The following is an 18,607-nucleotide window of genomic DNA, read 5'->3' as shown; positions in this document are numbered from 1 at the left end:
CGAGAATGATTCACGCATTGAGCTACGTGGTGGCGCACACCCCGCACCTGGAGGCCTGGACGCGCATGGCCGGCGAACAGGTCGGCCTGCACGTCGAGCCGCTGCCGCAGGGGCGGGGCGCGCGCCTGCGCATGGACGAGAAATACCAGCGCCTGCTGCTGCTGAGCGCCGAGCGGGCGGACATGATCATGGGCTTCGAGGTGGCCAGCGCCGCGGAACTGGCGGCGCTCGGCGCCGCGCTGGCCGCGGCCGGCTTCCCGGTCGAGCCCGGCGCCGGCGCGGACAGCGAGCTGCGCGGCGTCGCCGACTTCCTCTGGTTCCGCGACCCGGATGGCCGCCGCATCGAAGTGGCCTGGGGCCTGCGCGAAGCGGCCACGCCGTTCCAGCCGGGGCGCCCGCTGGGCGGCTTCCGCACCGGCGAGATGGGCATCGGCCACGTCGCGCTGATCACCGAGCACTTCGAGGAAATGTGCCGGCTGTACAAGGAGGTGCTCGGCTTCCGCGTCAGCGACCGCGCCCACGCGCCGTTCCGCGTCGAGTTCCTCCACGTCAACCCGCGCCACCACACCCTGGGCATCGCGCACACCGGCGGGCCGGCGAAGATCTACCACCTGATGCTGGAATACCGCGACTTCGACGACCTCGGCCGGGCCTACGACATCGCCCTGGAGAACCCCGAGAGCATCGGCGTGACCCTCGGCCGGCACATCAACGACCACGTCACCTCCTTCTACCTGAAGAACCCCGACGGCTGGATGCTCGAACTGGGCTGGGCCGCCCGCACCATCGGCCCCGACTGGCAGGTGGAAGAACTCGAAGGCATGAGCCTGTGGGGCCACGACCGCACCTGGTTGCCACCGGCCAAGCGCGAGGAAGCCCGGCAGATTCTCAAGACCCTGGCGCGCAAGGGCGTGCGCGTGCCGGTGGTGACCGATTCGCAGAACAGGAAAGCCAACCCATGAACGCAGCAACCCCCGTCGGCGACGTCTCGCCGGAAATCGGCCGCAGCCTGGAACTGGGCGACTGGCGCATCAACTACCACGACCAGGGGCAGGGCGAGCCGATCCTGCTGATCCACGGCTCCGGCCCCGGTGTCACCGCCTGGGCCAACTGGCGCGGCGTGCTGCCGGTGCTGGCGCAGCACGCGCGGGTGCTGGCCCCGGACATGCTCGGCTTCGGCTACACCCGCTGCCCGCGCGACCTGGTGCTGGACCCGGACGCCTGGGTCGCGCAACTGGTCGGCCTGCTCGACGCGCTGGGCATCCAATCGGTGTCGGTGGTCGGCAACTCCTTCGGCGGCGCCATCGCGCTGGCCCTGGCCCAGCGCTACCCGCAGCGGGTGCGCAAGCTGGTGCTGATGGGCGCGGTGGGCCTGTCGTTCCCGATCAGCGCCGGGCTGGAGAAGGTCTGGGGCTACCAGCCGTCGTTGCAGGCCATGCGCGAGCTGATGGGCGTGTTCGCCTACAACCGCTGCCTGATCACCGACGACCTGGTCGCCATGCGCTACCAGGCGAGCATCCGCGACGACGTCCAGGAGCGCTTTTCGCGGCTGTTCCCGGCGCCGCGCCAACGCGGCGTGGACATGCTGGCGCTGCCCGAGGCGGCGCTGCGCGAACTGCGCCAGGACACCCTGATCATCCACGGCCGCGACGACCAGGTGATTCCCCTGGAAGTCTCCGAGCGCCTGCTGCGGCTGATTCCCCACGCCCAGCTGCACGTGTTCGGCGAGTGCGGCCACTGGGTACAGATCGAGCGCGCGGAATCCTTCGCCCGCCTGGTTTCCGACTTCCTCCTTCCCGCCACACCGAGGGCCACCGCATGAACAAGGCGAGCATCCAGGGCCGCTGGGACATCCTGTCCTGGGAACAGATCTACGACGACGGCCGCGTGGTCCACCCCATGGGCACCGCGCTTGAGGGCTTCATCGAGTACGGCCCGCACGGCATGTTCTGCGTGGTGGCCAAGGCCGGCCGGGCGGACTTCGCCAGCGGCGGCCAGTGGTCCGCCGACGAGGCCGAGCAGGCCGGCGCCTACGCCAGCTACCTGACCTACGCCGGCGGCTACGACGTGCAGGGCGAGGTGATCCTCCACCACGTGCGTTACAGCCTGTTCCCCAACTGGGTGGGCGGCACCCAGCGCCGCGTGGCGATCCTCGAAGGCGACGAACTGGCGCTCACCGCGCGCCTGGAGGAGGGCACCAGCGAGGCCCGCACCGCGCGCCTGAGCTGGCGTCGCCAGGCGCAGGGCTGAGCCTGGCCGCGCGGAACTGTATCCGCAGCGTTACCCGAAACACCGTTACAGCGCCTGGACGCCTGGGTATTCTCAGCGCGCAATCGCAGTTCAGGGAGGAAGCGGTGTCCAGGATGAAGAGTGTTCTGCTGGTGGGGTTCAGTGTGCTGGTGCTGTCGAGCTACCTGCTGAGCTTCCTGGTCGGGCCGGGCTTGCACCGGGTGCCCGGCTGGTGACCACGAGCCCGTCGGCTCGATAAAGAAAAAGCCCCGTGGGTGCGAACCCACGGGGCTTTTTCATTCAACGCTGCGCGAACTCACTTGCCGCCGATGGCGCCACCGGCCGCGCCGCCCAGGCCGGCGCCGATGGCCGCGCCGGTGCTGCCGCCCAGCTTGTTGCCGAGCAGCGAACCGCCGGCCGCGCCCAGGCCGCCACCGATGGCCGCCTTGGTCTTCTTGCCTTTCTTGGCGGTGACCGCACCACCCGCGGCGCCGCCGACGCCGGCACCGATCGCGGCGCCGGTGCTGCCGCCCATTTGCTGGCCGATGACGTTGCCCAGGGCGCCGCCCAGGCCGCCGCCGACTGCCGCCTGGGTGCCGCTGCCGGCCATGGCGGCTTGGGCGAAGAGCAGGCTCAGGGCCAGGACGGGGAGTGCTTTACGCATGTTGCTAACCTCGAAGGTGAAGGGGCGGCAATTCTTGCCGCTCGGGGTGGTCAAGTAAACCGTACGAATCTGTCGTCGATCCGAAGTGTGAATTCGCTGGCGAAGTCAGACCGGCCGACCCGGTGCCGGTTCCCGGGTCCCTTGGGAAAATTTGTGCCTGGCGTGATGGTTGCGTCCGGCTGATCGGCCGGGATGGCGATTCAGGACAGGATAGTGGCCAATTGATATCAATTGGCCGGACCTGTCATACTGATCGCCTGCACCTGCGCACTCAAGGATGAGGGATGTCGCGCTTCGAATACTGGCTCGTCGTGGCCGCCGCCTGCTGCTTCATCGCCTGCTACCTGCTCGCCTACCTGTTGCTTCCCGCCGAATTCGCGGTGCCCGGATGGTTGCCTGTGCGCTAGGCATTCCGGGGATGGCCGAGCTAGAGCGGTAGAGGCTGGCCGTCGCGTCCGTGCTAGGCCGGCCATGTCCTCAGCAAGAGGGCGAGGCATAGTGCCATTAGTGGCGCCGGAAATAAACATACATCCGCGAACGGATGTAATGGTCGCGCCTGCCGCCCGGGCGCAAACGAAAAAGCCCCGCCGATAAGGCGGGGCTTTTTCGTACTACCGATGGGGGCTGGTCCGTCAGCCTGTCCTCAGTTTAGCGTGGTGATGTTACTTTGATATTGCATTCATGCCGCGAATTCCACCTTCCGTCAGCGCAGGGCGTGCAGGGGCCCGCTGGGAGGCGTCGACGCCAGGTTCAGCGGCATGGGCTGGACGATGGTGCCGACTACGGTGCCCGCGCCCTGGCTCTGCAGCATCTGGCGGATCGCCCCGACCCGCTGCCGGCTCAGTGGCAGGCGGATGTCCGTGCCGGCGACGCAGATGCTGGCGGCATAGGCGTTCCAGCGCAGGTTGCTGACCAGGCTGCGGCGTACCAGGTGGCTACGGTGAATGCGCACGAAATCCTCGGCGAACTCCACCTCGAGCAGCTTCAGGGTGGCGTCGAAATGGATGCGCCCCTTGGCGGTGAAGGCCGTCACATACTTTTCTTCCGCGCTGAAATGCGTGATGTCCCTGGTTTCGACCACAACCAGGGAGCGGCCCACGCGAGTGGCAATACGTTGCCTCATCGGACCTCTCCTTTTGACGATTTGCACCACTAGACGTCAAATTCTTGTACCGATGATGGCTCTGTGCCGGTTTTTCGACGGTTATGTGATTTAGTTCACAATTTGCCTTGCGCCGGACGGCGCAGGGCGAGAAGGAAGCCGGCCGCAGCTGCGGGCATGCGGCCAGACACCGGCCTGACATCCCTGCGTCCGGTGCGTGGGCAGAATAGGTGGAAACGGTAGTGGCAAAAAGCCGTTAATTACGACTAGTCGTGAGGTAGGAGGGGCCTGGGGAGCGCCTGTCGGCGAGCGGAATCGGCAGCGCCATCAAACGCTTACGGCCATGGACTTCCCATGACCGCGCCGGTATAGTCTCGCCCCTTCCGATCGCCCGGCCCGCGCCACGCGGACCCTCGCCAGGGGCGCCGGACATCCTGCTCGGATGGTGAAATTGGTAGACACAGCGCACTTAAAATGCGCCGGCCTCTGGTCTTGCGGGTTCGAGTCCCGCTCCGAGCACCATCTCCCCGCATGACGCTGCGCCATCCCGCGCAACTGCCGAGCCGCTGTGTAGCGGTGCGTCGATGCCGACTTTTCCTCGCTACCGATTCAGTGGACGGAACGACCTTTCCCGGCTGCCGTCAGCCCGGTTTTTGCCGACGCGGCGTTCGGTCGCGGAACCCGGTCAGGGCGCAGGCCCTGCGCGGGCTGCGTGGCGGGTGCTTGGCGCTGACCATTGGTCAGAATCTAACTCGCTGAAATCTTTGAGAAATATTGTTGTCCTAGGGTGCTCGCACTTTGTCATGAGGACCTGACGTGCAACGTGCAACCCGAAACATCCGCAAGGTGCTGGACTCGGTCGCCAGCAATAACGAAGCCACCGCCATCGAGGTGATGCGCGCCGTCGAGCAGGTGCCGGACGAACTGTTGCGGCAGCGCCTGCTCAAGGCCATCCACCAGCTGAACCAGGACGCCGCCGAGCTGCGCGCGCTGCGCGACGACGTCTCGGGCGCGGCCATTCGCCTGGCCTGAGGCGCCAGTGACGGCAATGAAAGGGTAGAACCGCAGGGTAGGGCGCCGGGCTCGCGGCCGGGCGCTATGCCGAGACGCAGCGCGCGGCTGGCCTCAGCGATGACTCCAGGCCAGCCAGCCGCCGTGGCGCTTGCGGGCCACCACTTCGCCCGGCGTCGCCGGCGCCTGCGGCAACGGCTCGACGTGGGCGGCCTCGGCTTCGCCGTGGCTGCGCTGCTGCAACCGGGCCCGGCGCATGGGTACGCGCATGAAGGCCCAGAGTGTGACCCCCGCCAGCAGCAGCCAGCCGAGGATCATGAGTGTGACGAACGTGCCAGGATTCATGCTGAAACTCCTCGCCCCCATCCGAAGGATAGACCACGCCAGGGCGCTTGCCGCCATTCACCCATTGAGCCTTTGAGGGCTTGCCGGGTTCCGGGTTTTTCTGGTATCTGTATGGATATACAGTATATCGAGGGTGCCCCGCCATGTCGCATGCCGCTTCCCTGTCCTCCGCCATCGAGCCGTCGGCATTCCTTCACGCGCAACCGCGCTCGCTGGACGACCTGCTCGAACTGCACACCGCCCATACCTACATAGTCCGCGCACATGGCGATGGTATGACCGGCGCCGGCATCCACGACAACGACCTGCTGGTGGTCGACCGCGCGCTGCTCGCCTGCTCCGGCGAAGTGGTGGTGGCGGCGGTGAACGGCGAGCCGCTGATCCGCCGCCTGGACATCGTCGACGGCGCCTACGCGCTGTTGCCGGCCAACGACCGTTACCCGCCGATTCTCATCGCCGAGGGCGACGAGCTGGCGATCTGGGGCGTGGTGCGTTGGAACCTGCACCGCCTGGCCAGCTGAGCGCCTAGCGGAAGTCGCGGCTGCGCACGTCCAGGCCGCTGAGCAACGGCGTCAGGTCGACGAGTTGCTCGGCGATCACATGGCGCACGCCGCTCTCGCTTTCCAGTCGGCCGCGCACCTGCAGCAGTTGCGCCTGCAGGAAGGTCCGCCGCTGGCGCTCGGCCAGGTCGCGCCAGACCACCACGTTGACCAGGCCGAACTCGTCCTCCAGGGTGACGAAGGTCACCCCGCTGGCGGTCTGCGGACGCTGCCGGCCGATCACCAGCCCGGCCACGCTCACTGGCCGATCATGTTCAAGCCCGGGCAACTCGCGCGAGCTGCGGCAGCGCAGCGCTTTCAACTGGCTGCGCAGCAGGCTCAGCGGGTGCGGGCCGAGGGTGGTGCCGAAGCTGGCGTAGTCGGTGAGCATCTCCTCGGCGACGCTGGGCAGCGGCAGGCTCACCGTGGCCTCCGGCGCGTCTGGCGCACCGGCGAACAGCGGCAGTTGCGGCTCCACCCCGGCCACCGCCCAGCGCGCCTTGTGACGGTGCCCGGCCAGGCCGCGCAGGGCGCCGGTGTCGGCCAGGCGCTCGCGGGCGGCGGCGTCCAGGTCGGCGCGCAGGCTGAGGTCGTCGACGCCATCGAAGGCCCGCCGCTCGCGGGCCTCGACGATGCGCCGCGCCACGTCCTCGCGGAAGCCCTTGACCAGCCGCAGCCCCAGGCGGATCGCCGGCTGCTCCGCGCCGGCGTCCTCCAGGCTGCAATCCCACTGGCTGTAGCGCACGTCCACCGGGCGCACCGCCAGGCCGTGGCGGCGCGCGTCCTGCAGCAACTGGTCGGGGCTGTAGAAACCCATCGGCCAGCTGTTGATCAGGGCGCAGGCGAAGGCCGCCGGTTCGTGGCATTTCAGCCAGCTGCTGGCGTAGGTGAGCAGGGCGAAGCTGGCGGCGTGGGATTCGGGGAAGCCGTAGCTGCCGAAGCCCTTGATCTGCTCGAAGATGCGCGCGGCGAATTCGGCGCTGTAGCCGTTCTTCAGCATGCCCTCGGTCAGGCGTTGGCGATGGGGTTCCAGGCCGCCATGGCGTTTCCAGGCGGCCATGGAGCGGCGTAGGTGGTCGGCTTCGCCGGCGGTGTAGTCGGCGGCCACCACGGCGACTTCCATGACCTGCTCCTGGAACAGCGGCACGCCCAGGGTGCGCCTGAATACCTGCTCCAGCGCTGCCGAGGGGTAGGTGATCGGCTCTTCACCGTTACGCCGCCGCAGGTAGGGATGGACCATGTCGCCCTGGATCGGGCCAGGGCGGACGATGGCGACCTCGATCACCAGGTCGTAGAAGGTCCGGGGCCGCAGGCGCGGCAGCATGGCCATCTGGGCGCGGGATTCGATCTGGAACACGCCCATGACATCGGCGCGACTGATCATGGCGTAGGTGGCTGGGTCCTCGGGAGGGATGCTGGCAATGCTCAGCGCCTTGCCGCGCAGGCCATGTACCAGGTCGAAGCAGCGGCGCAGCGCGCTGAGCATGCCCAGGGCGAGCACGTCGACCTTGAGAAGGCCCACCGCATCGATATCGTCCTTGTCCCACTGGATCACGGTGCGTTCGGGCATGGAGGCGTTCTCGACCGGCACCAGGCTGGCCAAGGGCTGCTCTGAGATGACGAAGCCGCCGGGGTGCTGCGACAGGTGCCGGGGAAAACCGATCAGCTCGCCGGTCAGCGCCAGTACCCTGCGCATGATCGGGCTTTGCGGGTCGAAACCGGCTTCGGCGAGTTGCGCTTCGGGGGGCGTCTGTTCGCTCCAGCGACCACAGCATTCGGCCAGGGCGTCGATCTGGTCGGGCGGCAGCCCCAGGGCCTTGGCGATGTCGCGAATGGCGCCGGCGGAGCGATAGGTACTGACGACGGCGGTGAGCGCCGCACGGTGGCGGCCATAGCGGTTGAATACGTACTGGATGACTTCTTCGCGGCGATCGTGCTCGAAGTCGACGTCTATGTCCGGCGGCTCGTCGCGTTCGCGTGAGATGAAACGGCCGAACAGCAGCTTGCTACGGGCCGGGTCCAGTTCGGTGATGCCCAGGGCGAAGCACACCGAGGAGTTGGCGGCCGAGCCGCGGCCCTGGCAGAGGATGCCCTGGCTGCGGGCGAAACGAACGATGTCATGGACCGTGAGAAAGTAGTTCTCGTACCCCAGTTCGGCGATCAGCACCAGTTCCTTGCCGATGCGTTTCAGGATCTTTTTCCGCGCGCCGTTCGGCCAGCGTTTGCGAATACCGTCATAGGTCATCTGGCATAGCCAGGAGCGCGGCGTGTGCCCGTCGGGTACCAGTTCACGCGGATACTGGTAACGCAGATCCCGTTTCAGGTCGAAGCTGCAGCGTCCGGCGATGCGCAGGGTCTCCTCCAGCAGCTGCGGCGGGTACCGCTCGGCCAGCGCTTCGCGCGGGCGCAGGTGGCGCTCGCCATTGGGAAACAGCCAGGCGCCGGCCTCGCTCACCGGCAGGTGCTGGCGGATGGCGGTCATGCAATCCTGCAGGGCGCGGCGGCCACGGGCGTGCATGTGCACGTCGCCGCAGGCCACGGCGGGAATGCCCTGGCGCTCGGCCAGGGCCAGCAGGGCGTGCAGGCGCTGCTGGTCGTCGGGCCCCCGATGCAGCTCGACGCCGAGCCAGAGACGTTCAGGAAAGCGCTCGCGCAGCCAGGCGCCGTCGGCCTCGGTCGGCGGTTCGCCGAGCCAGATCGCCAGCAGGCCGTCCAGTGGCGCCTGCAGGTCCTCGCGCAGCAGGCGGTAGCTGCCCTTGTCGGCGCGGCGCCGGGCGTGGGTGAGGAGCCGGCAGAGGTGCTGGTAGCCGCGCAGGTTCTCGGCCAGCAGGACCAGCTTGGGGCCGTGCTCGACCTGCACCTCGCTGCCGACGATCAGCGCCACCTTGAACTCCTGCGCCGCCTGCCAGGCGCGGACGATGCCCGCCAGGCTGCACTCGTCGGTGATCGCCAGGGCCTGGTAGCCCAGGCGCGCGGCGCGCTCGAACAGCTCGCGGGCGCTGGAGGCGCCGCGCTGGAAGCTGAAGTTCGATAGGCAGTGCAGTTCGGCGTAGGCGGGGCTCATGCGAACCAGCCATGGAGCAGCCACTGCCCCTCGCCACCGACCTCGCGGTAGATCCAGGCCTGTTGCCCGGCGCGGGTTTCCACGTGGTAGTAATCGCGGCGCAGGTCGCCGCCGTCCCACCAGCCGGATTCGATGCGCTCGGGCCCGGCGAGTATCCGCAGCGGGCCTTCGCGCAGCGCCTGGGGTTGCGCCAGCAGCCAGCCCGGGCGCGGCCCGCAGGGCGGCAGGGGCGCCGGGCGGAGGATAGTGGCGGGCTGCCAGGCGCGCTCCGGGCGGTGCTCGGCGAGGGCGCCCAGGCCGTGCACGGCGTCGTCGCCCAGGCGGGCGCGCAGGCGTTCGCGCAGTTGCTCCCAGGGCTGGTTCTGCTGCGGGCGTTCGTCGAACAGCTGGCGCAGCTCGGGGGCGAAGGGCGGCAGCTGGTCGGCTTCCAGGCGCACGGCATGCACGGCGCCGGGCAGTTGCAGCTGCTCCAGGCGGCCGCGGCTGAGTTCGAAGAGCATGGCCGGGTCGCGTTCGGCGGCGAGCAGGCCGACCGGCATGCGCGTCTCGGCCAGGCCATGGTGCTCCAGGCACAGCTCGAAACGCTGCACGCCGCTGTCGCGCCCGGCGAGGAAGGCGGCCAGGTCGCCGGTCAGGCGGCGCAGCGGGAACAGCAGGGCCTGGGTCGACTCGACGTCGAAGTTCAGCTCGATGCGGCTGTCGAAGCGTTCCGGCGGCCGGTAGAACTCCAGGCCCAGGGGGCGCTGCCCGAGCAGGCAGTCGACCTGCCGCAGCAGCTCCGCCGGGAAGCGCCGGGCCAGGCCGTCGCGGGGCAGGGCGAGGAGCTGGCGCAGGCTGCGCAGGCCCATGCGCGCCAGGCTGGCGACATGCTCCGGGGGCAGGCCGCAGCGCTCCAGGGGCAGGCGCCCGAGCTGCTCGCGCAGCTGTCGTGGATCGTCGATCAGCAGGCCGTCGCCGGCGTTGACCAGCACCCGCGCGGCGGCCGGGTTGGGCGCCGCGCCGATCCGGTGGCGGAAGCCCAGCGCCCGCAGTTCCTCGCGCAGGCGCGCCTCGAAGCGTGGCCAGGGGCCGAACAACGCCAGGCTGGAATGCACCTCCAGCAGCAGGGCGCGCGGGTAGTGCTGGCTGACCTGGGAGCTGAAGCCGTAGGCCCAGGCGGCGAGCAGGTCCTGGTTGCGCTGGACGGCCGCCTGGTCGTACTCGGCGCAGGCGAACTCGCGGCTCAGCGCGCGCGCCGCGGCCAGGCTCTGCCCGGCGCGCAGGCCGAGTTGCCGGGCCGCCGGGTTGACCGCCTGCAGCACGCGCCGCTGCGCCGGGCCGGCGAGCAGCGCCAGGGCTGTGTCGGGGTCGGCGCGCAGGCGTAGCGCGGCGTCCATGGCCAGTTGCGGCAGGAGGATGCAGGCCCAGAGCATGGCGACCCCTAGTGCAGCGCCGTCAGCGGCAGCGCGGTGGCCGGGGCCAGGCCACCACGGCACTTGAGCACGCGCAGCTGCGCTGGTCGGGCGTCGAGGGCCAGGCGCAGGGCGGCGGGCGAGGGGTTGAGCGCCTCGCGCAGCGGGCGGAAGGCGAAGGCCAGGGTCTGGCCGCTTTCCGCCGCCACCTGCAGGCGCCGCAGGGCGCGGTCGTCGGCCTGCTGCGGCCAGCACAGCACGGCGCCGCAGCTGCCCGAGCGCAGGCACTGTTCGGCGGCCCAGAGCGCGTCGCGGCCCTGGGCCTCGACCCAGGTCAGCTGCGCCAGGTCGACGCCCGCCGCCAGCCAGGCGCGCGGATAGGGGATGTGCGGCGGCGCCACCAGCACCAGGCGTTCGCCGGCGGCGCTCAGGCGCGCCAGGGTTGGCCACAGCAGGCGCAGTTCACCGACGCCTTCACTGGCGTGGAGGATTTCGCTGAGCGCCGCCTCCGGCCAGCCGCCGCCGGGCAGCAGGGCGTCCAGGCGCGGGTGACCGGTGGGCTGGGCGGCGGCCGGCGTGGTATCGGGCTGGCCTTTCCAGACCCGGCGCTGGTCGAGCAGCGCGCCGAGGTCTACCGCGACGCCCATGGCGAGGCCCGGCTAAGAAGAAAGGGAGGGAAGCGGCTCAAGATGTTGTCCGAAAATACTGTATGAAAATACAGTATCCGGCGGTGAGGTGAACGGGTCAAGTCGCTTCGGGACGCTGCCCGTCGGCTCTCCGGGGCGCTGCTGGCAAGGCTTTGGCTGAGCCAGGTCAGCATCGGGAAAGGCGACGAATGCCAGACTTTTCGTACAAAGCCTGACGGACTGCACGGGCGCCTGTACTGACTTTTTGCTATTACTGGTCGAACTCGTCGTGGCGACCGCTGTCTGACTACCCGTCGCCCGCCGGATCACGGCTCGCACGCCCGGCGTGCGGGAGCGTGGTGCAGGCATTGTAAGCGTCACGCGGCCTCATTAGACTGCGCGCCATTCATACCCCCGTTCCTGTCGAAGGACCCCCATGATCAAGAAATGTCTGTTCCCGGCTGCCGGTTACGGCACCCGCTTCCTCCCGGCCACCAAGGCCATGCCCAAGGAAATGCTGCCGATCGTCAACAAGCCGCTGATCCAGTACGGCGTCGAAGAGGCGCTGGAAGCCGGACTGTCGGAGATCGGCATTGTCACCGGCCGCGGCAAGCGCTCGCTGGAAGACCATTTCGACATCAGCTACGAGCTGGAAACCCAGATTCGCAACACCGACAAGGAAAAGTACCTGGTCGGTATCCGTCGCCTGATCGATGAGTGCACCTTCTCCTACACCCGTCAGATCGAAATGAAGGGCCTGGGCCACGCCATCCTCACCGGCCGTCCGCTGATCGGCGACGAACCCTTCGCCGTGGTCCTGGCCGACGACCTGTGCCTGAACCTCGAAGGCGACAGCGTCCTGAAGCAGATGGTCAAGCTGTACAACCAGTTCCGCTGCTCCATCGTGGCGATCCAGGAAGTGCCGCCGGAAGAGACCAACAAGTACGGCGTGATCGCCGGCGAGATGATCCGCGACGACATCTACCGCGTGAACAACATGGTCGAGAAGCCCAAGCCCGAAGAAGCGCCGTCGAACCTGGCGATCATCGGTCGCTACATCCTGACCCCGGATATCTTCGAGCTGATCGAGCAGACCGAGCCGGGCAAGGGTGGCGAAATCCAGATCACCGACGCCCTGATGAAACAGGCCCAGGACGGCTGCGTGCTGGCCTACAAGTTCAAGGGCAAGCGTTTCGACTGCGGTAGCGCCGAGGGCTACATCGAGGCGACCAACTTCTGCTACGAAAACCTCTACAAGACCGGCAAGGCCTGGTAATCCCAGCGCCTTCCCGGTTCCACGAAGAAGCCACCTGCGGGTGGCTTCTTCGTTTCCGGCGTTCGCCCGATCCGTGCTCAATCGCAGGGCGGATAACCGTTCGCGGTTATCCGCCGTTGCATGGTGAGAGCGGCGGATCACGCCGGGGGCGTTATGCGCCCTACAGCGACGGCGGAATCGGCATCGCCTCCGAGCCCGGCCCCAGGGGTTGGCCATAGCTGAACTCGACGTAGTTGCCCGCCGGATCACGCAGGCCGCAGTAGTAGCCGACCGGGTAGGGCTCCTGGCGCGGCGCCCAGATCAGGCAGCCGGCGCGCTCGGCCTCGGCGGCGATGGCGTCGACCTTCTCGTGGCTGTCCACGGCGAAGCCGAAGTGGCTGTAGTCGTCGCTGGCCAGGTGGCGGTCCGCGCCGCCGGGCATGATGACGAAGATGAACTGGTGTTCCTTGCCCGGCTCGGCCATCCACACGATGCGCGAGCCCTTGCCCTCGCGCTGGTGGATCACGCGCATGCCGCAGAAACGCTCGTAGAAGGCGACGCAGGCTTCCAGGTCGGGGACGTGCAGGGCCAGGTGGGTCAGGCTTGGGCGCATGACGGCTTCCTCCTCTCGCTCCTGGCAGGATAGGCCAGCGGCGATGAGGTATGCTGCCGGGCATCTGCCAATGGAGAACGGCTATGGCCTTCGATTTCGACCTCTTCGTTATAGGTGCCGGTTCCGGCGGCGTGCGCGCCGCGCGTTTCGCCGCCGGTTTCGGCGCGCGCGTGGCGGTGGCCGAGAGCCGCTACCTGGGCGGCACCTGCGTCAACGTCGGCTGCGTGCCGAAGAAGCTGCTGGTGTACGGCGCGCACTTCCACGAAGACTTCGAGCAGGCCGCCGGCTTCGGCTGGACCCTCGGCGAGGCGCGCTTCGACTGGCCGACCCTGATCGCCAACAAGAACCGCGAGATCCACCGCCTCAACGGCATCTACCGCAACCTGCTGGTGAACAGCGGGGTGACCCTGCTGGAAGGCCACGCGCGCCTGGTCGACGCCCACACCGTGGAACTCGACGGCCAGCGCTTCAGCGCCGCCAATATCCTGGTGGCCACCGGCGGCTGGCCGCAGGTGCCGGACATCCCCGGCAAGGAGCACGCCATCACCTCCCAGGAAGCCTTCTTCCTGGAGCGCCTGCCGCGCCGCGTGCTGGTGGTGGGTGGCGGCTACATCGCCGTGGAGTTCGCCTCGATCTTCCTCGGCCTGGGCGCGCAGACCACCCTGCTGTACCGCCGTGACCTGTTCCTGCGCGGTTTCGACCGCAGCGTGCGCGAGCACCTGCGCGACGAACTGGCGAAGAAAGGCATGGACCTGCAGTTCAACGCCGACATCGCGCGCATCGACAAGCAGGCCGACGGCAGCCTGCTGGCCACCCTCAAGGATGGCCGCGTGCTGGAGACCGACAGCGTGTTCTACGCCACCGGGCGCCGGCCGATGCTCGACAACCTGGGCCTGGAGAACGTCGACGTGGCCCTGGACGACAAGGGCTTCATCAAGGTCGATGAGGACTACCGCACCAGCGAGCCGTCGATCCGCGCCATCGGCGACGTCATCGGCCGCGTGCAGCTGACCCCGGTGGCCCTGGCCGAGGGCATGGCCGTGGCGCGCCAGCTGTTCCGACCCGAGGAATACCGGCCGGTGGACTACAAGCTGATTCCCACCGCGGTGTTCAGCCTGCCGAACATCGGCACCGTCGGTCTGACCGAGGACGAGGCGCGCGCCGCCGGGCACAAGGTCAAGCTGTTCGAGAGCCGCTTCCGCGCGCTCAAGCTGACTCTCACCGAGTCCCAGGAACGAACCCTGATGAAGCTGGTGGTCGACGCCGACAGCGACCGCGTGCTGGGCTGCCACATGGTCGGCCCGGAGGCCGGCGAAATCCTCCAGGGCATCGCCATCGCGCTGAAGGCCGGGGCGACCAAGCGGGTGTTCGACGACACCATCGGCATCCACCCGACGGCGGCCGAGGAATTCGTCACCATGCGCTCGCCGGTGGCATAGCCCGCTTCAGCGCGGATTCGATTCCGCATGGCAAACGAAAAGCCCGGCATCGCCGGGCTTTTTGCACGCGCGAAGGTTCAGCGCGACTGCGCGACCTGCGCCGCCGTGGCCTGCTCCTGCTGACGCTTGGCGTAGCGCTGGGCGAGCACCGCGCAGACCATCAGCTGGATCTGGTGGAAGAGCATCAGCGGCAGCAGGATCACGCCGATGCTGCCGGTGGCGAACAGCACCTGGGCCATGGGCACGCCGGTGGCCAGGCTCTTCTTCGAGCCGCAGAAGACGATGGTGATCTCGTCTTCCTTGTTGAAGCCCAGGCGCCGGCTCAGCTGGGTGGTGGCCAGCAGGGCCAGGGCCAGCAGCACGCAGCACACCACCACCAGGCCGGCGAGGGCGCTCAGCGGAACCTGGTGCCACAGGCCCTGGATCACCGCGGCGCTGAAGGCGGTGTAGACCACCAGCAGGATCGAACCCTGGTCGACGTAGCGCAGCACCGGCTTGTGCCGGTCCACCCAGCCACCGATCACGCCGCGCAGGGCCTGGCCGGCGATGAAGGGCACCAGCAGTTGCAGGGTGATCTTGCCGATGGCGTCGAGGGTGGAGACGCCGGTGTCGCCGTGCACGCCCAGCAGCAGCTGGACCAGCAGCGGGGTGAGGAAGATGCCGATCAGGCTGGAGGCCGAGGCGCTGCACACCGCCGCCGGGATGTTGCCACGGGCCAGCGAGGTGAAGGCGATGGACGACTGCACGGTGGCCGGTAGCGCGCACAGGTACAGCAGGCCCAGGTACAGGTCCGGGGTCACCAGCGGCGACAGCACCGGCTTGAGCACCAGGCCGAGGATCGGGAAGAGGATGAAGGTGCAGGCGAACACCAGCAGGTGCAGGCGCCAGTGGGTGGCGCCGGCGATGATCGCCTGGCGCGACAGCTTGGCGCCGTGCAGGAAGAACAGCAGGCCGATGGCCAGGTTGGTGATCCAGCTGAACGCGGTGGCCACCTGGCCCTCGCAGGGCAGCAGGCTGGCGACGGTCACGGTGGCGACCAGGGCCAGGGTGAAGTTGTCGGGGAGCAGACGGGGACGAGCCATGGCGATCATCTCGGGCAAGGAACGAAGTCGGGGGTCGCCGTCTCTGGCGGACGGGTGACAGTTGCGACTCTATGCCCGCGCCGGCCTTCCGTCTAACGCCAGAAAGCCAGCCTATGTCGCCGAACGGACAGATTTCGCCTTCAGATAGCGCCGAAGTCCAATTCCACCGCCGCGACACTGACCAGCGAGCGCATGCGCGCGGCCATGACCTCGGCGCGCTGCACCGGCATGCCCGGCACCCGCAGGCTCACCTGCAGCCATTCGCCCTCCTGGCGCGCATGGACTTCCGCCAGCAGCCAGCCCTGCAGGGCGAACAGGTTGAGCAGCTTGCACAGCACGTCGGCCTCGGCTTCGGCGTGGATGGCGAAGCGCGCCTCGCGCAGGGCGTCGGCGGGGCGCCGGGTCCAGCCGTCGGGGCGTTCGCCGGCGTTATCGTCGAGCAGCGCGACGGGCAGGGTGGAAGCGGAGCAAGGCAGGGACAGGGCTTGGTTCATGGTGGCGGACCGGCAAGGGGGGGTGGCCCATTGTCCGGGGACGCTCGGGGTTTTGCTTTGCAAAAGTAACTGCGTAAGGCGCCTTCTGCGCATAAGCTATTCGCTTGTATTTGTTTTGAGGAATAGATCATGCCCGTCGAGCTGGACGCCCATGACAAGCGCATTCTGGCCTTGCTGCAGGAAGAGGCGACCCTCTCCACCGCCGAGATCGCCGAGCGTATCGGCCTGTCGCAGTCGCCCTGCTGGCGGCGCATCCAGCGCCTGAAGGAAGAGGGGGTGATCCGTGGCCAGGTGACCCTGCTGGATCGCAAGAAGATCGGCCTGAACGCGCAGATCTTCGCCCAGGTGAAGCTGAACACCCACGGGCGCAACAACCTCACGGAGTTCGCCGAGGCCATCCGCGAGTTTCCCGAAGTGCTGGAGTGTCATGTGCTGATGGGCGCGGTGGACTTCATGCTGCGCATCGTCACCGAGGACATCGAGGCCTACGAACGCTTCTTCTTCGAGCGCCTGTCGCAGGTGCCGGGCATCCAGGAGATCAACTCCATCGTCGCCCTGTCGGAGATCAAGTCGACCACCAGCCTGCCGTTGCCGGGCCGCTAGCGAGGGAGAAGGGTGCCGGCGCGGCCGGCACCCGGAGCGGGCTCAGGCGCCGCCGAGGAAGTCCATCTTGCCCAGTTCCACGCCGTTGTGGCGGAGGATGGCGTAGGTGGTGGTGACGTGGAAGTAGAAGTTGGCGTTGGCGAAGCCGAGCAGGAAGTCCAGGCCCTTGAAGTGCAGCTCGCGGCTCGGGGTCTTGATGGTGATCTCGCGGGTTTCGGCGCCTTCGAACTGCTCGGGCTTCAGGCCCTTGAGGAAGTCGATGGTCTTGGTGATGCGTGCCTGCAGGTCGGCGAAGCTCTTCTCGTCGTCGGCGAAGCTGGGAATCTCGATGCCGGCCAGGCGTGCGCCGCAGCCCTTGGCGGCGTCGCTGGCGATCTGTACCTGGCGGCTGAGCGGGAACATGTCCGGGGCCAGGCGCGCGCCGAGCAGCACGGCCGGGTCGATGGATTTGGCCTGGGCGTGGGCGTCGGCCTTGGCCAGGATGGCCGAGAGGTTGCCGAGCATGCGGATGAACACCGGAACGGAAATCTGGTAGATCGACAGGGACATGCGAGGTACTCCAGACAGTGGGGTAAGAGGCCTGCGCGTTGAGGCGCGCCCGGCGAGTCTACTGCCAGGCGCGACGGCCGTCGCCTGGATTTCAACGGCCGGCGACGCTGGCCGCGCCGCAGCCCTGCAGGTCGACCTTGCCGACGTAGGGGTTGCTCCAGCCCATCACGCAGCCGACCATCTGGTTACGCTGACGTTCCCAGGTTTCCACCGGGTACTGCTTGCTCCAGGCCTCGAACAGCTGGCGGTCCTGGCGGGACAGTTTCAGGCCGTAGCGGTCGCTCATGTAGAAGTAGGTGCGCGCGATCATTCCGCGGATCTGCGGGCGCGGCATGGCCTTCTTCGCCTTGAAGTCGACCACCATCGGGCAAGCCCCATACTGCGGTGGCTGTTGCGGCAGCCAGCCGTAGCTGAAGTTGTTGCGGTCGCCGTTGACCTCGCCAATGCTCGGCACCAGGTTGAACAGGTCGGCCTCGGCGCGCTGGTACACCGGGTCGTGCCGCGAGCAGTTGCTGCGCCCGCCGCTCTGCCAGCACTGGCGCTGGTGGCCGATGGTCCAGGCCGGGACGATGTGCTCCCACTCGATGCGCTCGGCGCGCTTGGCGTTCTTGCGCGGCACGTAGCCACAGCTGGCCAGGTCGACGCGGTTGCCCTTGTAGCGGCAACCGCAATAGAACTCCACCGATTGCCGGGCATAGAGTTTCCAGCCGATCTTCTTGGCTTCCTGGAAGGTGCGTGGCGCGGCGGCGGAGGCGGACAGGGGCAGGACTGCGAGCAGGAGCAGTAGGACGGCGCGACGAATTTTCATTAGAAACTTCTTTCAGAAATCGTCGCATCTTACTGATATGAAACGTTCTGCCAATCGTGGCAATCGAATGGCATCGGAACAGGTGCGTAGGTATTCAGAGTTGGTAGACTGGGATATTCCTACGCCAGCGAGAGGTTTCGCCAGCATGAACGGTCGAATTCTTTGTGGCCTGCTCGCCAGCCTGGCGGCAGCCTCGGTCCTGGCCGGGCAGCCGCCGATGCAGAGCATCGAACGCATCTACGTCAGCCCCGGCGCCAGCGGCAGCATCGACAGCTCGTCGAGCGTGCAGCGCTATGACGGCTACGGCGGTGCGCAGGTTCCGCGCAGCTACGAGCAGGGCTCGAGCACGGTGATCATCGACAACACCGGCGCCGGTACCAATGGCGGCATTCGCCAGAGCATCGAGTACCCCAACGGCGTGCAGTTCCAGGTGACGCCGGGCAGCACCCGCTCGAACAGCCAGCGCCAGTCCTATCCCTGAGCGTGATGGTGGGGCCGGTCTGGTGGCCGGAGGCGGGGGTGATGGGTATCGCTTCGCTCAACACCATCCTACGAGAACGGGCCATCACCCGCGACGGCGGATAACCGCGAACGGTTATGCGCCCTACGTCGAGGCATACGCGTAGGAGTGGGCCACGCCCGCGATTGTTGAAGCGCAAGGTTCGGGTCGGCGTAGGGCGCATAACGCCCCAGGCGTTATCCGCCGAATCTCCCGACGGCGGATAACCGCGAACGGTTATTCGCCCTACGCCGCGACCTACCCGCAGGAGCGGGCCATGCCCGCGATTGTTGA

At 67.9% G+C, this 18,607-nt stretch carries 21 protein-coding genes and 1 tRNA gene; 11 read left to right on the top strand and 11 right to left on the bottom strand.

Features of this window, described 5'->3' with window-relative positions; translation table 11 throughout:
• From P3W75_RS26535 to P3W75_RS26525, 3 genes are all read left to right on the top strand, one after another.
• Positions 1–962: VOC family protein (locus P3W75_RS26535; protein WP_276230295.1), on the top strand; the 962-nt coding region annotated here is incomplete at its 5' end.
• Positions 959–1,822, top strand: a complete 864-nt coding sequence (locus P3W75_RS26530) for an alpha/beta fold hydrolase (RefSeq protein WP_276230294.1) — start codon at positions 959–961, stop codon at positions 1,820–1,822. The genes P3W75_RS26535 and P3W75_RS26530, both read left to right, overlap by 4 nt.
• Positions 1,819–2,250, top strand: coding sequence for a lipocalin-like domain-containing protein (locus P3W75_RS26525; RefSeq protein ID WP_276230293.1), 432 nt, complete (start codon positions 1,819–1,821; stop codon positions 2,248–2,250). Before P3W75_RS26530 ends, P3W75_RS26525 begins: the two co-directional genes overlap by 4 nt.
• 295 nt (positions 2,251–2,545) lie before the next feature.
• Here the strand turns inward: P3W75_RS26525 and P3W75_RS26520 are convergent, their stop codons facing one another.
• On the bottom strand, positions 2,546–2,893 hold the full coding sequence (locus P3W75_RS26520) for a bacteriocin (protein WP_276230292.1): 348 nt from the start codon (positions 2,891–2,893) through the stop codon (positions 2,546–2,548).
• A gap of 284 nt (positions 2,894–3,177) precedes the next feature.
• On the opposite strand from P3W75_RS26520, the gene P3W75_RS26515 reads away from it, so the two are divergent.
• Positions 3,178–3,300 carry a hypothetical protein gene (locus P3W75_RS26515; protein WP_276230291.1) on the top strand — a complete coding sequence of 41 codons (123 nt, stop codon included), beginning with the start codon at positions 3,178–3,180 and terminating at the stop codon, positions 3,298–3,300.
• 296 nt (positions 3,301–3,596) lie between these two features.
• On the opposite strand, the gene P3W75_RS26510 is transcribed toward P3W75_RS26515, so the two are convergent.
• The gene (locus P3W75_RS26510) at positions 3,597–4,016 is read right to left on the bottom strand and encodes a LytR/AlgR family response regulator transcription factor (RefSeq protein ID WP_276230290.1); all 420 of its coding nucleotides are present in this window, start codon (positions 4,014–4,016) and stop codon (positions 3,597–3,599) included.
• A gap of 415 nt (positions 4,017–4,431) precedes the next feature.
• Between P3W75_RS26510 and P3W75_RS26505 the strand changes: the two genes are divergently transcribed.
• Together P3W75_RS26505 and P3W75_RS26500 are read left to right on the top strand one after the other, a co-directional pair.
• Positions 4,432–4,517: transfer RNA gene (locus tag P3W75_RS26505), tRNA-Leu, on the top strand.
• 294 nt (positions 4,518–4,811) lie between these two features.
• A complete protein-coding gene (locus tag P3W75_RS26500; RefSeq protein ID WP_276230289.1) occupies positions 4,812–5,027 on the top strand; it encodes a hypothetical protein in 216 nt (71 codons plus the stop codon).
• Between the two features lie 93 nt (positions 5,028–5,120).
• Here P3W75_RS26500 and P3W75_RS26495 read toward each other — a convergent pair whose 3' ends face one another.
• Complete coding sequence (locus tag P3W75_RS26495; RefSeq protein ID WP_276230288.1) at positions 5,121–5,351, bottom strand: hypothetical protein; 231 nt, start codon at positions 5,349–5,351, stop codon at positions 5,121–5,123.
• Positions 5,352–5,494: 143 nt separating this feature from the next.
• On the opposite strand from P3W75_RS26495, the gene P3W75_RS26490 reads away from it, so the two are divergent.
• Positions 5,495–5,872: a LexA family protein gene (locus P3W75_RS26490; protein WP_276230287.1), complete on the top strand. Its 378-nt coding sequence runs from the start codon at positions 5,495–5,497 to the stop codon at positions 5,870–5,872.
• Positions 5,873–5,876: 4 nt separating this feature from the next.
• On the opposite strand, the gene P3W75_RS26485 is transcribed toward P3W75_RS26490, so the two are convergent.
• Genes P3W75_RS26485 through imuA form a run of 3 tightly spaced genes read right to left on the bottom strand, consistent with a single transcriptional unit; the run spans position 5,877 to position 10,992 of the window.
• Positions 5,877–8,954, bottom strand: coding sequence for an error-prone DNA polymerase (locus P3W75_RS26485; RefSeq protein ID WP_276230286.1), 3,078 nt, complete (start codon positions 8,952–8,954; stop codon positions 5,877–5,879).
• A complete protein-coding gene (locus P3W75_RS26480; protein WP_276230285.1) occupies positions 8,951–10,366 on the bottom strand; it encodes a Y-family DNA polymerase in 1,416 nt (471 codons plus the stop codon). Before P3W75_RS26480 ends, P3W75_RS26485 begins: the two co-directional genes overlap by 4 nt.
• Before the next feature lie 8 nt (positions 10,367–10,374).
• Positions 10,375–10,992, bottom strand: a complete 618-nt coding sequence (gene imuA, locus P3W75_RS26475) for a translesion DNA synthesis-associated protein ImuA (RefSeq protein WP_276230284.1) — start codon at positions 10,990–10,992, stop codon at positions 10,375–10,377.
• 415 nt (positions 10,993–11,407) lie between these two features.
• Between imuA and galU the strand changes: the two genes are divergently transcribed.
• Positions 11,408–12,247 carry a UTP--glucose-1-phosphate uridylyltransferase GalU gene (gene galU / locus P3W75_RS26470; RefSeq protein WP_009619948.1) on the top strand — a complete coding sequence of 280 codons (840 nt, stop codon included), beginning with the start codon at positions 11,408–11,410 and terminating at the stop codon, positions 12,245–12,247.
• A gap of 160 nt (positions 12,248–12,407) precedes the next feature.
• Here galU and P3W75_RS26465 read toward each other — a convergent pair whose 3' ends face one another.
• Complete coding sequence (locus tag P3W75_RS26465; RefSeq protein ID WP_276230283.1) at positions 12,408–12,839, bottom strand: VOC family protein; 432 nt, start codon at positions 12,837–12,839, stop codon at positions 12,408–12,410.
• A gap of 83 nt (positions 12,840–12,922) precedes the next feature.
• Between P3W75_RS26465 and gorA the strand changes: the two genes are divergently transcribed.
• Positions 12,923–14,278, top strand: coding sequence for a glutathione-disulfide reductase (gene gorA / locus P3W75_RS26460; RefSeq protein WP_276230282.1), 1,356 nt, complete (start codon positions 12,923–12,925; stop codon positions 14,276–14,278).
• Positions 14,279–14,355: 77 nt separating this feature from the next.
• On the opposite strand, the gene P3W75_RS26455 is transcribed toward gorA, so the two are convergent.
• Both P3W75_RS26455 and P3W75_RS26450 read right to left on the bottom strand, forming a co-directional pair.
• A complete protein-coding gene (locus tag P3W75_RS26455; RefSeq protein WP_276230281.1) occupies positions 14,356–15,360 on the bottom strand; it encodes a bile acid:sodium symporter family protein in 1,005 nt (334 codons plus the stop codon).
• Positions 15,361–15,500: 140 nt separating this feature from the next.
• Positions 15,501–15,854, bottom strand: coding sequence for a hypothetical protein (locus P3W75_RS26450; protein WP_276230280.1), 354 nt, complete (start codon positions 15,852–15,854; stop codon positions 15,501–15,503).
• A gap of 129 nt (positions 15,855–15,983) precedes the next feature.
• On the opposite strand from P3W75_RS26450, the gene P3W75_RS26445 reads away from it, so the two are divergent.
• Positions 15,984–16,457: an Lrp/AsnC family transcriptional regulator gene (locus P3W75_RS26445; RefSeq protein ID WP_276230279.1), complete on the top strand. Its 474-nt coding sequence runs from the start codon at positions 15,984–15,986 to the stop codon at positions 16,455–16,457.
• Positions 16,458–16,499: 42 nt separating this feature from the next.
• Here the strand turns inward: P3W75_RS26445 and P3W75_RS26440 are convergent, their stop codons facing one another.
• Positions 16,500–17,006, bottom strand: coding sequence for a DUF1993 domain-containing protein (locus P3W75_RS26440; RefSeq protein ID WP_276230278.1), 507 nt, complete (start codon positions 17,004–17,006; stop codon positions 16,500–16,502).
• Positions 17,007–17,097: 91 nt separating this feature from the next.
• Positions 17,098–17,814 carry an endonuclease I family protein gene (locus P3W75_RS26435; RefSeq protein WP_276230277.1) on the bottom strand — a complete coding sequence of 239 codons (717 nt, stop codon included), beginning with the start codon at positions 17,812–17,814 and terminating at the stop codon, positions 17,098–17,100.
• A 145-nt stretch (positions 17,815–17,959) separates the two neighbouring features.
• Between P3W75_RS26435 and P3W75_RS26430 the strand changes: the two genes are divergently transcribed.
• Complete coding sequence (locus tag P3W75_RS26430; RefSeq protein WP_276230276.1) at positions 17,960–18,295, top strand: hypothetical protein; 336 nt, start codon at positions 17,960–17,962, stop codon at positions 18,293–18,295.
• The last annotated feature ends 312 nt before the right edge of the window (positions 18,296–18,607 follow it).

Origin of the sequence: Pseudomonas citronellolis (assembly GCF_029335315.1) — a bacterium.
Lineage (GTDB): Bacteria > Pseudomonadota > Gammaproteobacteria > Pseudomonadales > Pseudomonadaceae > Pseudomonas > Pseudomonas citronellolis_A.
This window is presented reverse-complemented; position numbering and strand designations above follow the sequence as displayed.

What these genes read in the sequence shown, in the direction of transcription:
- galU (WP_009619948.1), top strand. Translation starts at nt 11,408, where the DNA reads ATGATCAAGAAATGTCTGTTCCCGGCTGCCGGTTACGGCACCCGCTTC.
- P3W75_RS26495 (WP_276230288.1), bottom strand. Translation starts at nt 5,351, where the DNA reads ATGAATCCTGGCACGTTCGTCACACTCATGATCCTCGGCTGGCTGCTG.
- P3W75_RS26525 (WP_276230293.1), top strand. Translation starts at nt 1,819, where the DNA reads ATGAACAAGGCGAGCATCCAGGGCCGCTGGGACATCCTGTCCTGGGAA.
- P3W75_RS26520 (WP_276230292.1), bottom strand. Translation starts at nt 2,893, where the DNA reads ATGCGTAAAGCACTCCCCGTCCTGGCCCTGAGCCTGCTCTTCGCCCAA.
- P3W75_RS26515 (WP_276230291.1), top strand. Translation starts at nt 3,178, where the DNA reads ATGTCGCGCTTCGAATACTGGCTCGTCGTGGCCGCCGCCTGCTGCTTC.
- P3W75_RS26465 (WP_276230283.1), bottom strand. Translation starts at nt 12,839, where the DNA reads ATGCGCCCAAGCCTGACCCACCTGGCCCTGCACGTCCCCGACCTGGAA.
- P3W75_RS26430 (WP_276230276.1), top strand. Translation starts at nt 17,960, where the DNA reads ATGAACGGTCGAATTCTTTGTGGCCTGCTCGCCAGCCTGGCGGCAGCC.
- P3W75_RS26485 (WP_276230286.1), bottom strand. Translation starts at nt 8,954, where the DNA reads ATGAGCCCCGCCTACGCCGAACTGCACTGCCTATCGAACTTCAGCTTC.
- P3W75_RS26455 (WP_276230281.1), bottom strand. Translation starts at nt 15,360, where the DNA reads ATGGCTCGTCCCCGTCTGCTCCCCGACAACTTCACCCTGGCCCTGGTC.
- P3W75_RS26490 (WP_276230287.1), top strand. Translation starts at nt 5,495, where the DNA reads ATGTCGCATGCCGCTTCCCTGTCCTCCGCCATCGAGCCGTCGGCATTC.
- P3W75_RS26530 (WP_276230294.1), top strand. Translation starts at nt 959, where the DNA reads ATGAACGCAGCAACCCCCGTCGGCGACGTCTCGCCGGAAATCGGCCGC.
- imuA (WP_276230284.1), bottom strand. Translation starts at nt 10,992, where the DNA reads ATGGGCGTCGCGGTAGACCTCGGCGCGCTGCTCGACCAGCGCCGGGTC.
- P3W75_RS26450 (WP_276230280.1), bottom strand. Translation starts at nt 15,854, where the DNA reads ATGAACCAAGCCCTGTCCCTGCCTTGCTCCGCTTCCACCCTGCCCGTC.
- P3W75_RS26480 (WP_276230285.1), bottom strand. Translation starts at nt 10,366, where the DNA reads ATGCTCTGGGCCTGCATCCTCCTGCCGCAACTGGCCATGGACGCCGCG.
- P3W75_RS26510 (WP_276230290.1), bottom strand. Translation starts at nt 4,016, where the DNA reads ATGAGGCAACGTATTGCCACTCGCGTGGGCCGCTCCCTGGTTGTGGTC.
- gorA (WP_276230282.1), top strand. Translation starts at nt 12,923, where the DNA reads ATGGCCTTCGATTTCGACCTCTTCGTTATAGGTGCCGGTTCCGGCGGC.
- P3W75_RS26445 (WP_276230279.1), top strand. Translation starts at nt 15,984, where the DNA reads ATGCCCGTCGAGCTGGACGCCCATGACAAGCGCATTCTGGCCTTGCTG.
- P3W75_RS26435 (WP_276230277.1), bottom strand. Translation starts at nt 17,814, where the DNA reads ATGAAAATTCGTCGCGCCGTCCTACTGCTCCTGCTCGCAGTCCTGCCC.
- P3W75_RS26440 (WP_276230278.1), bottom strand. Translation starts at nt 17,006, where the DNA reads ATGTCCCTGTCGATCTACCAGATTTCCGTTCCGGTGTTCATCCGCATG.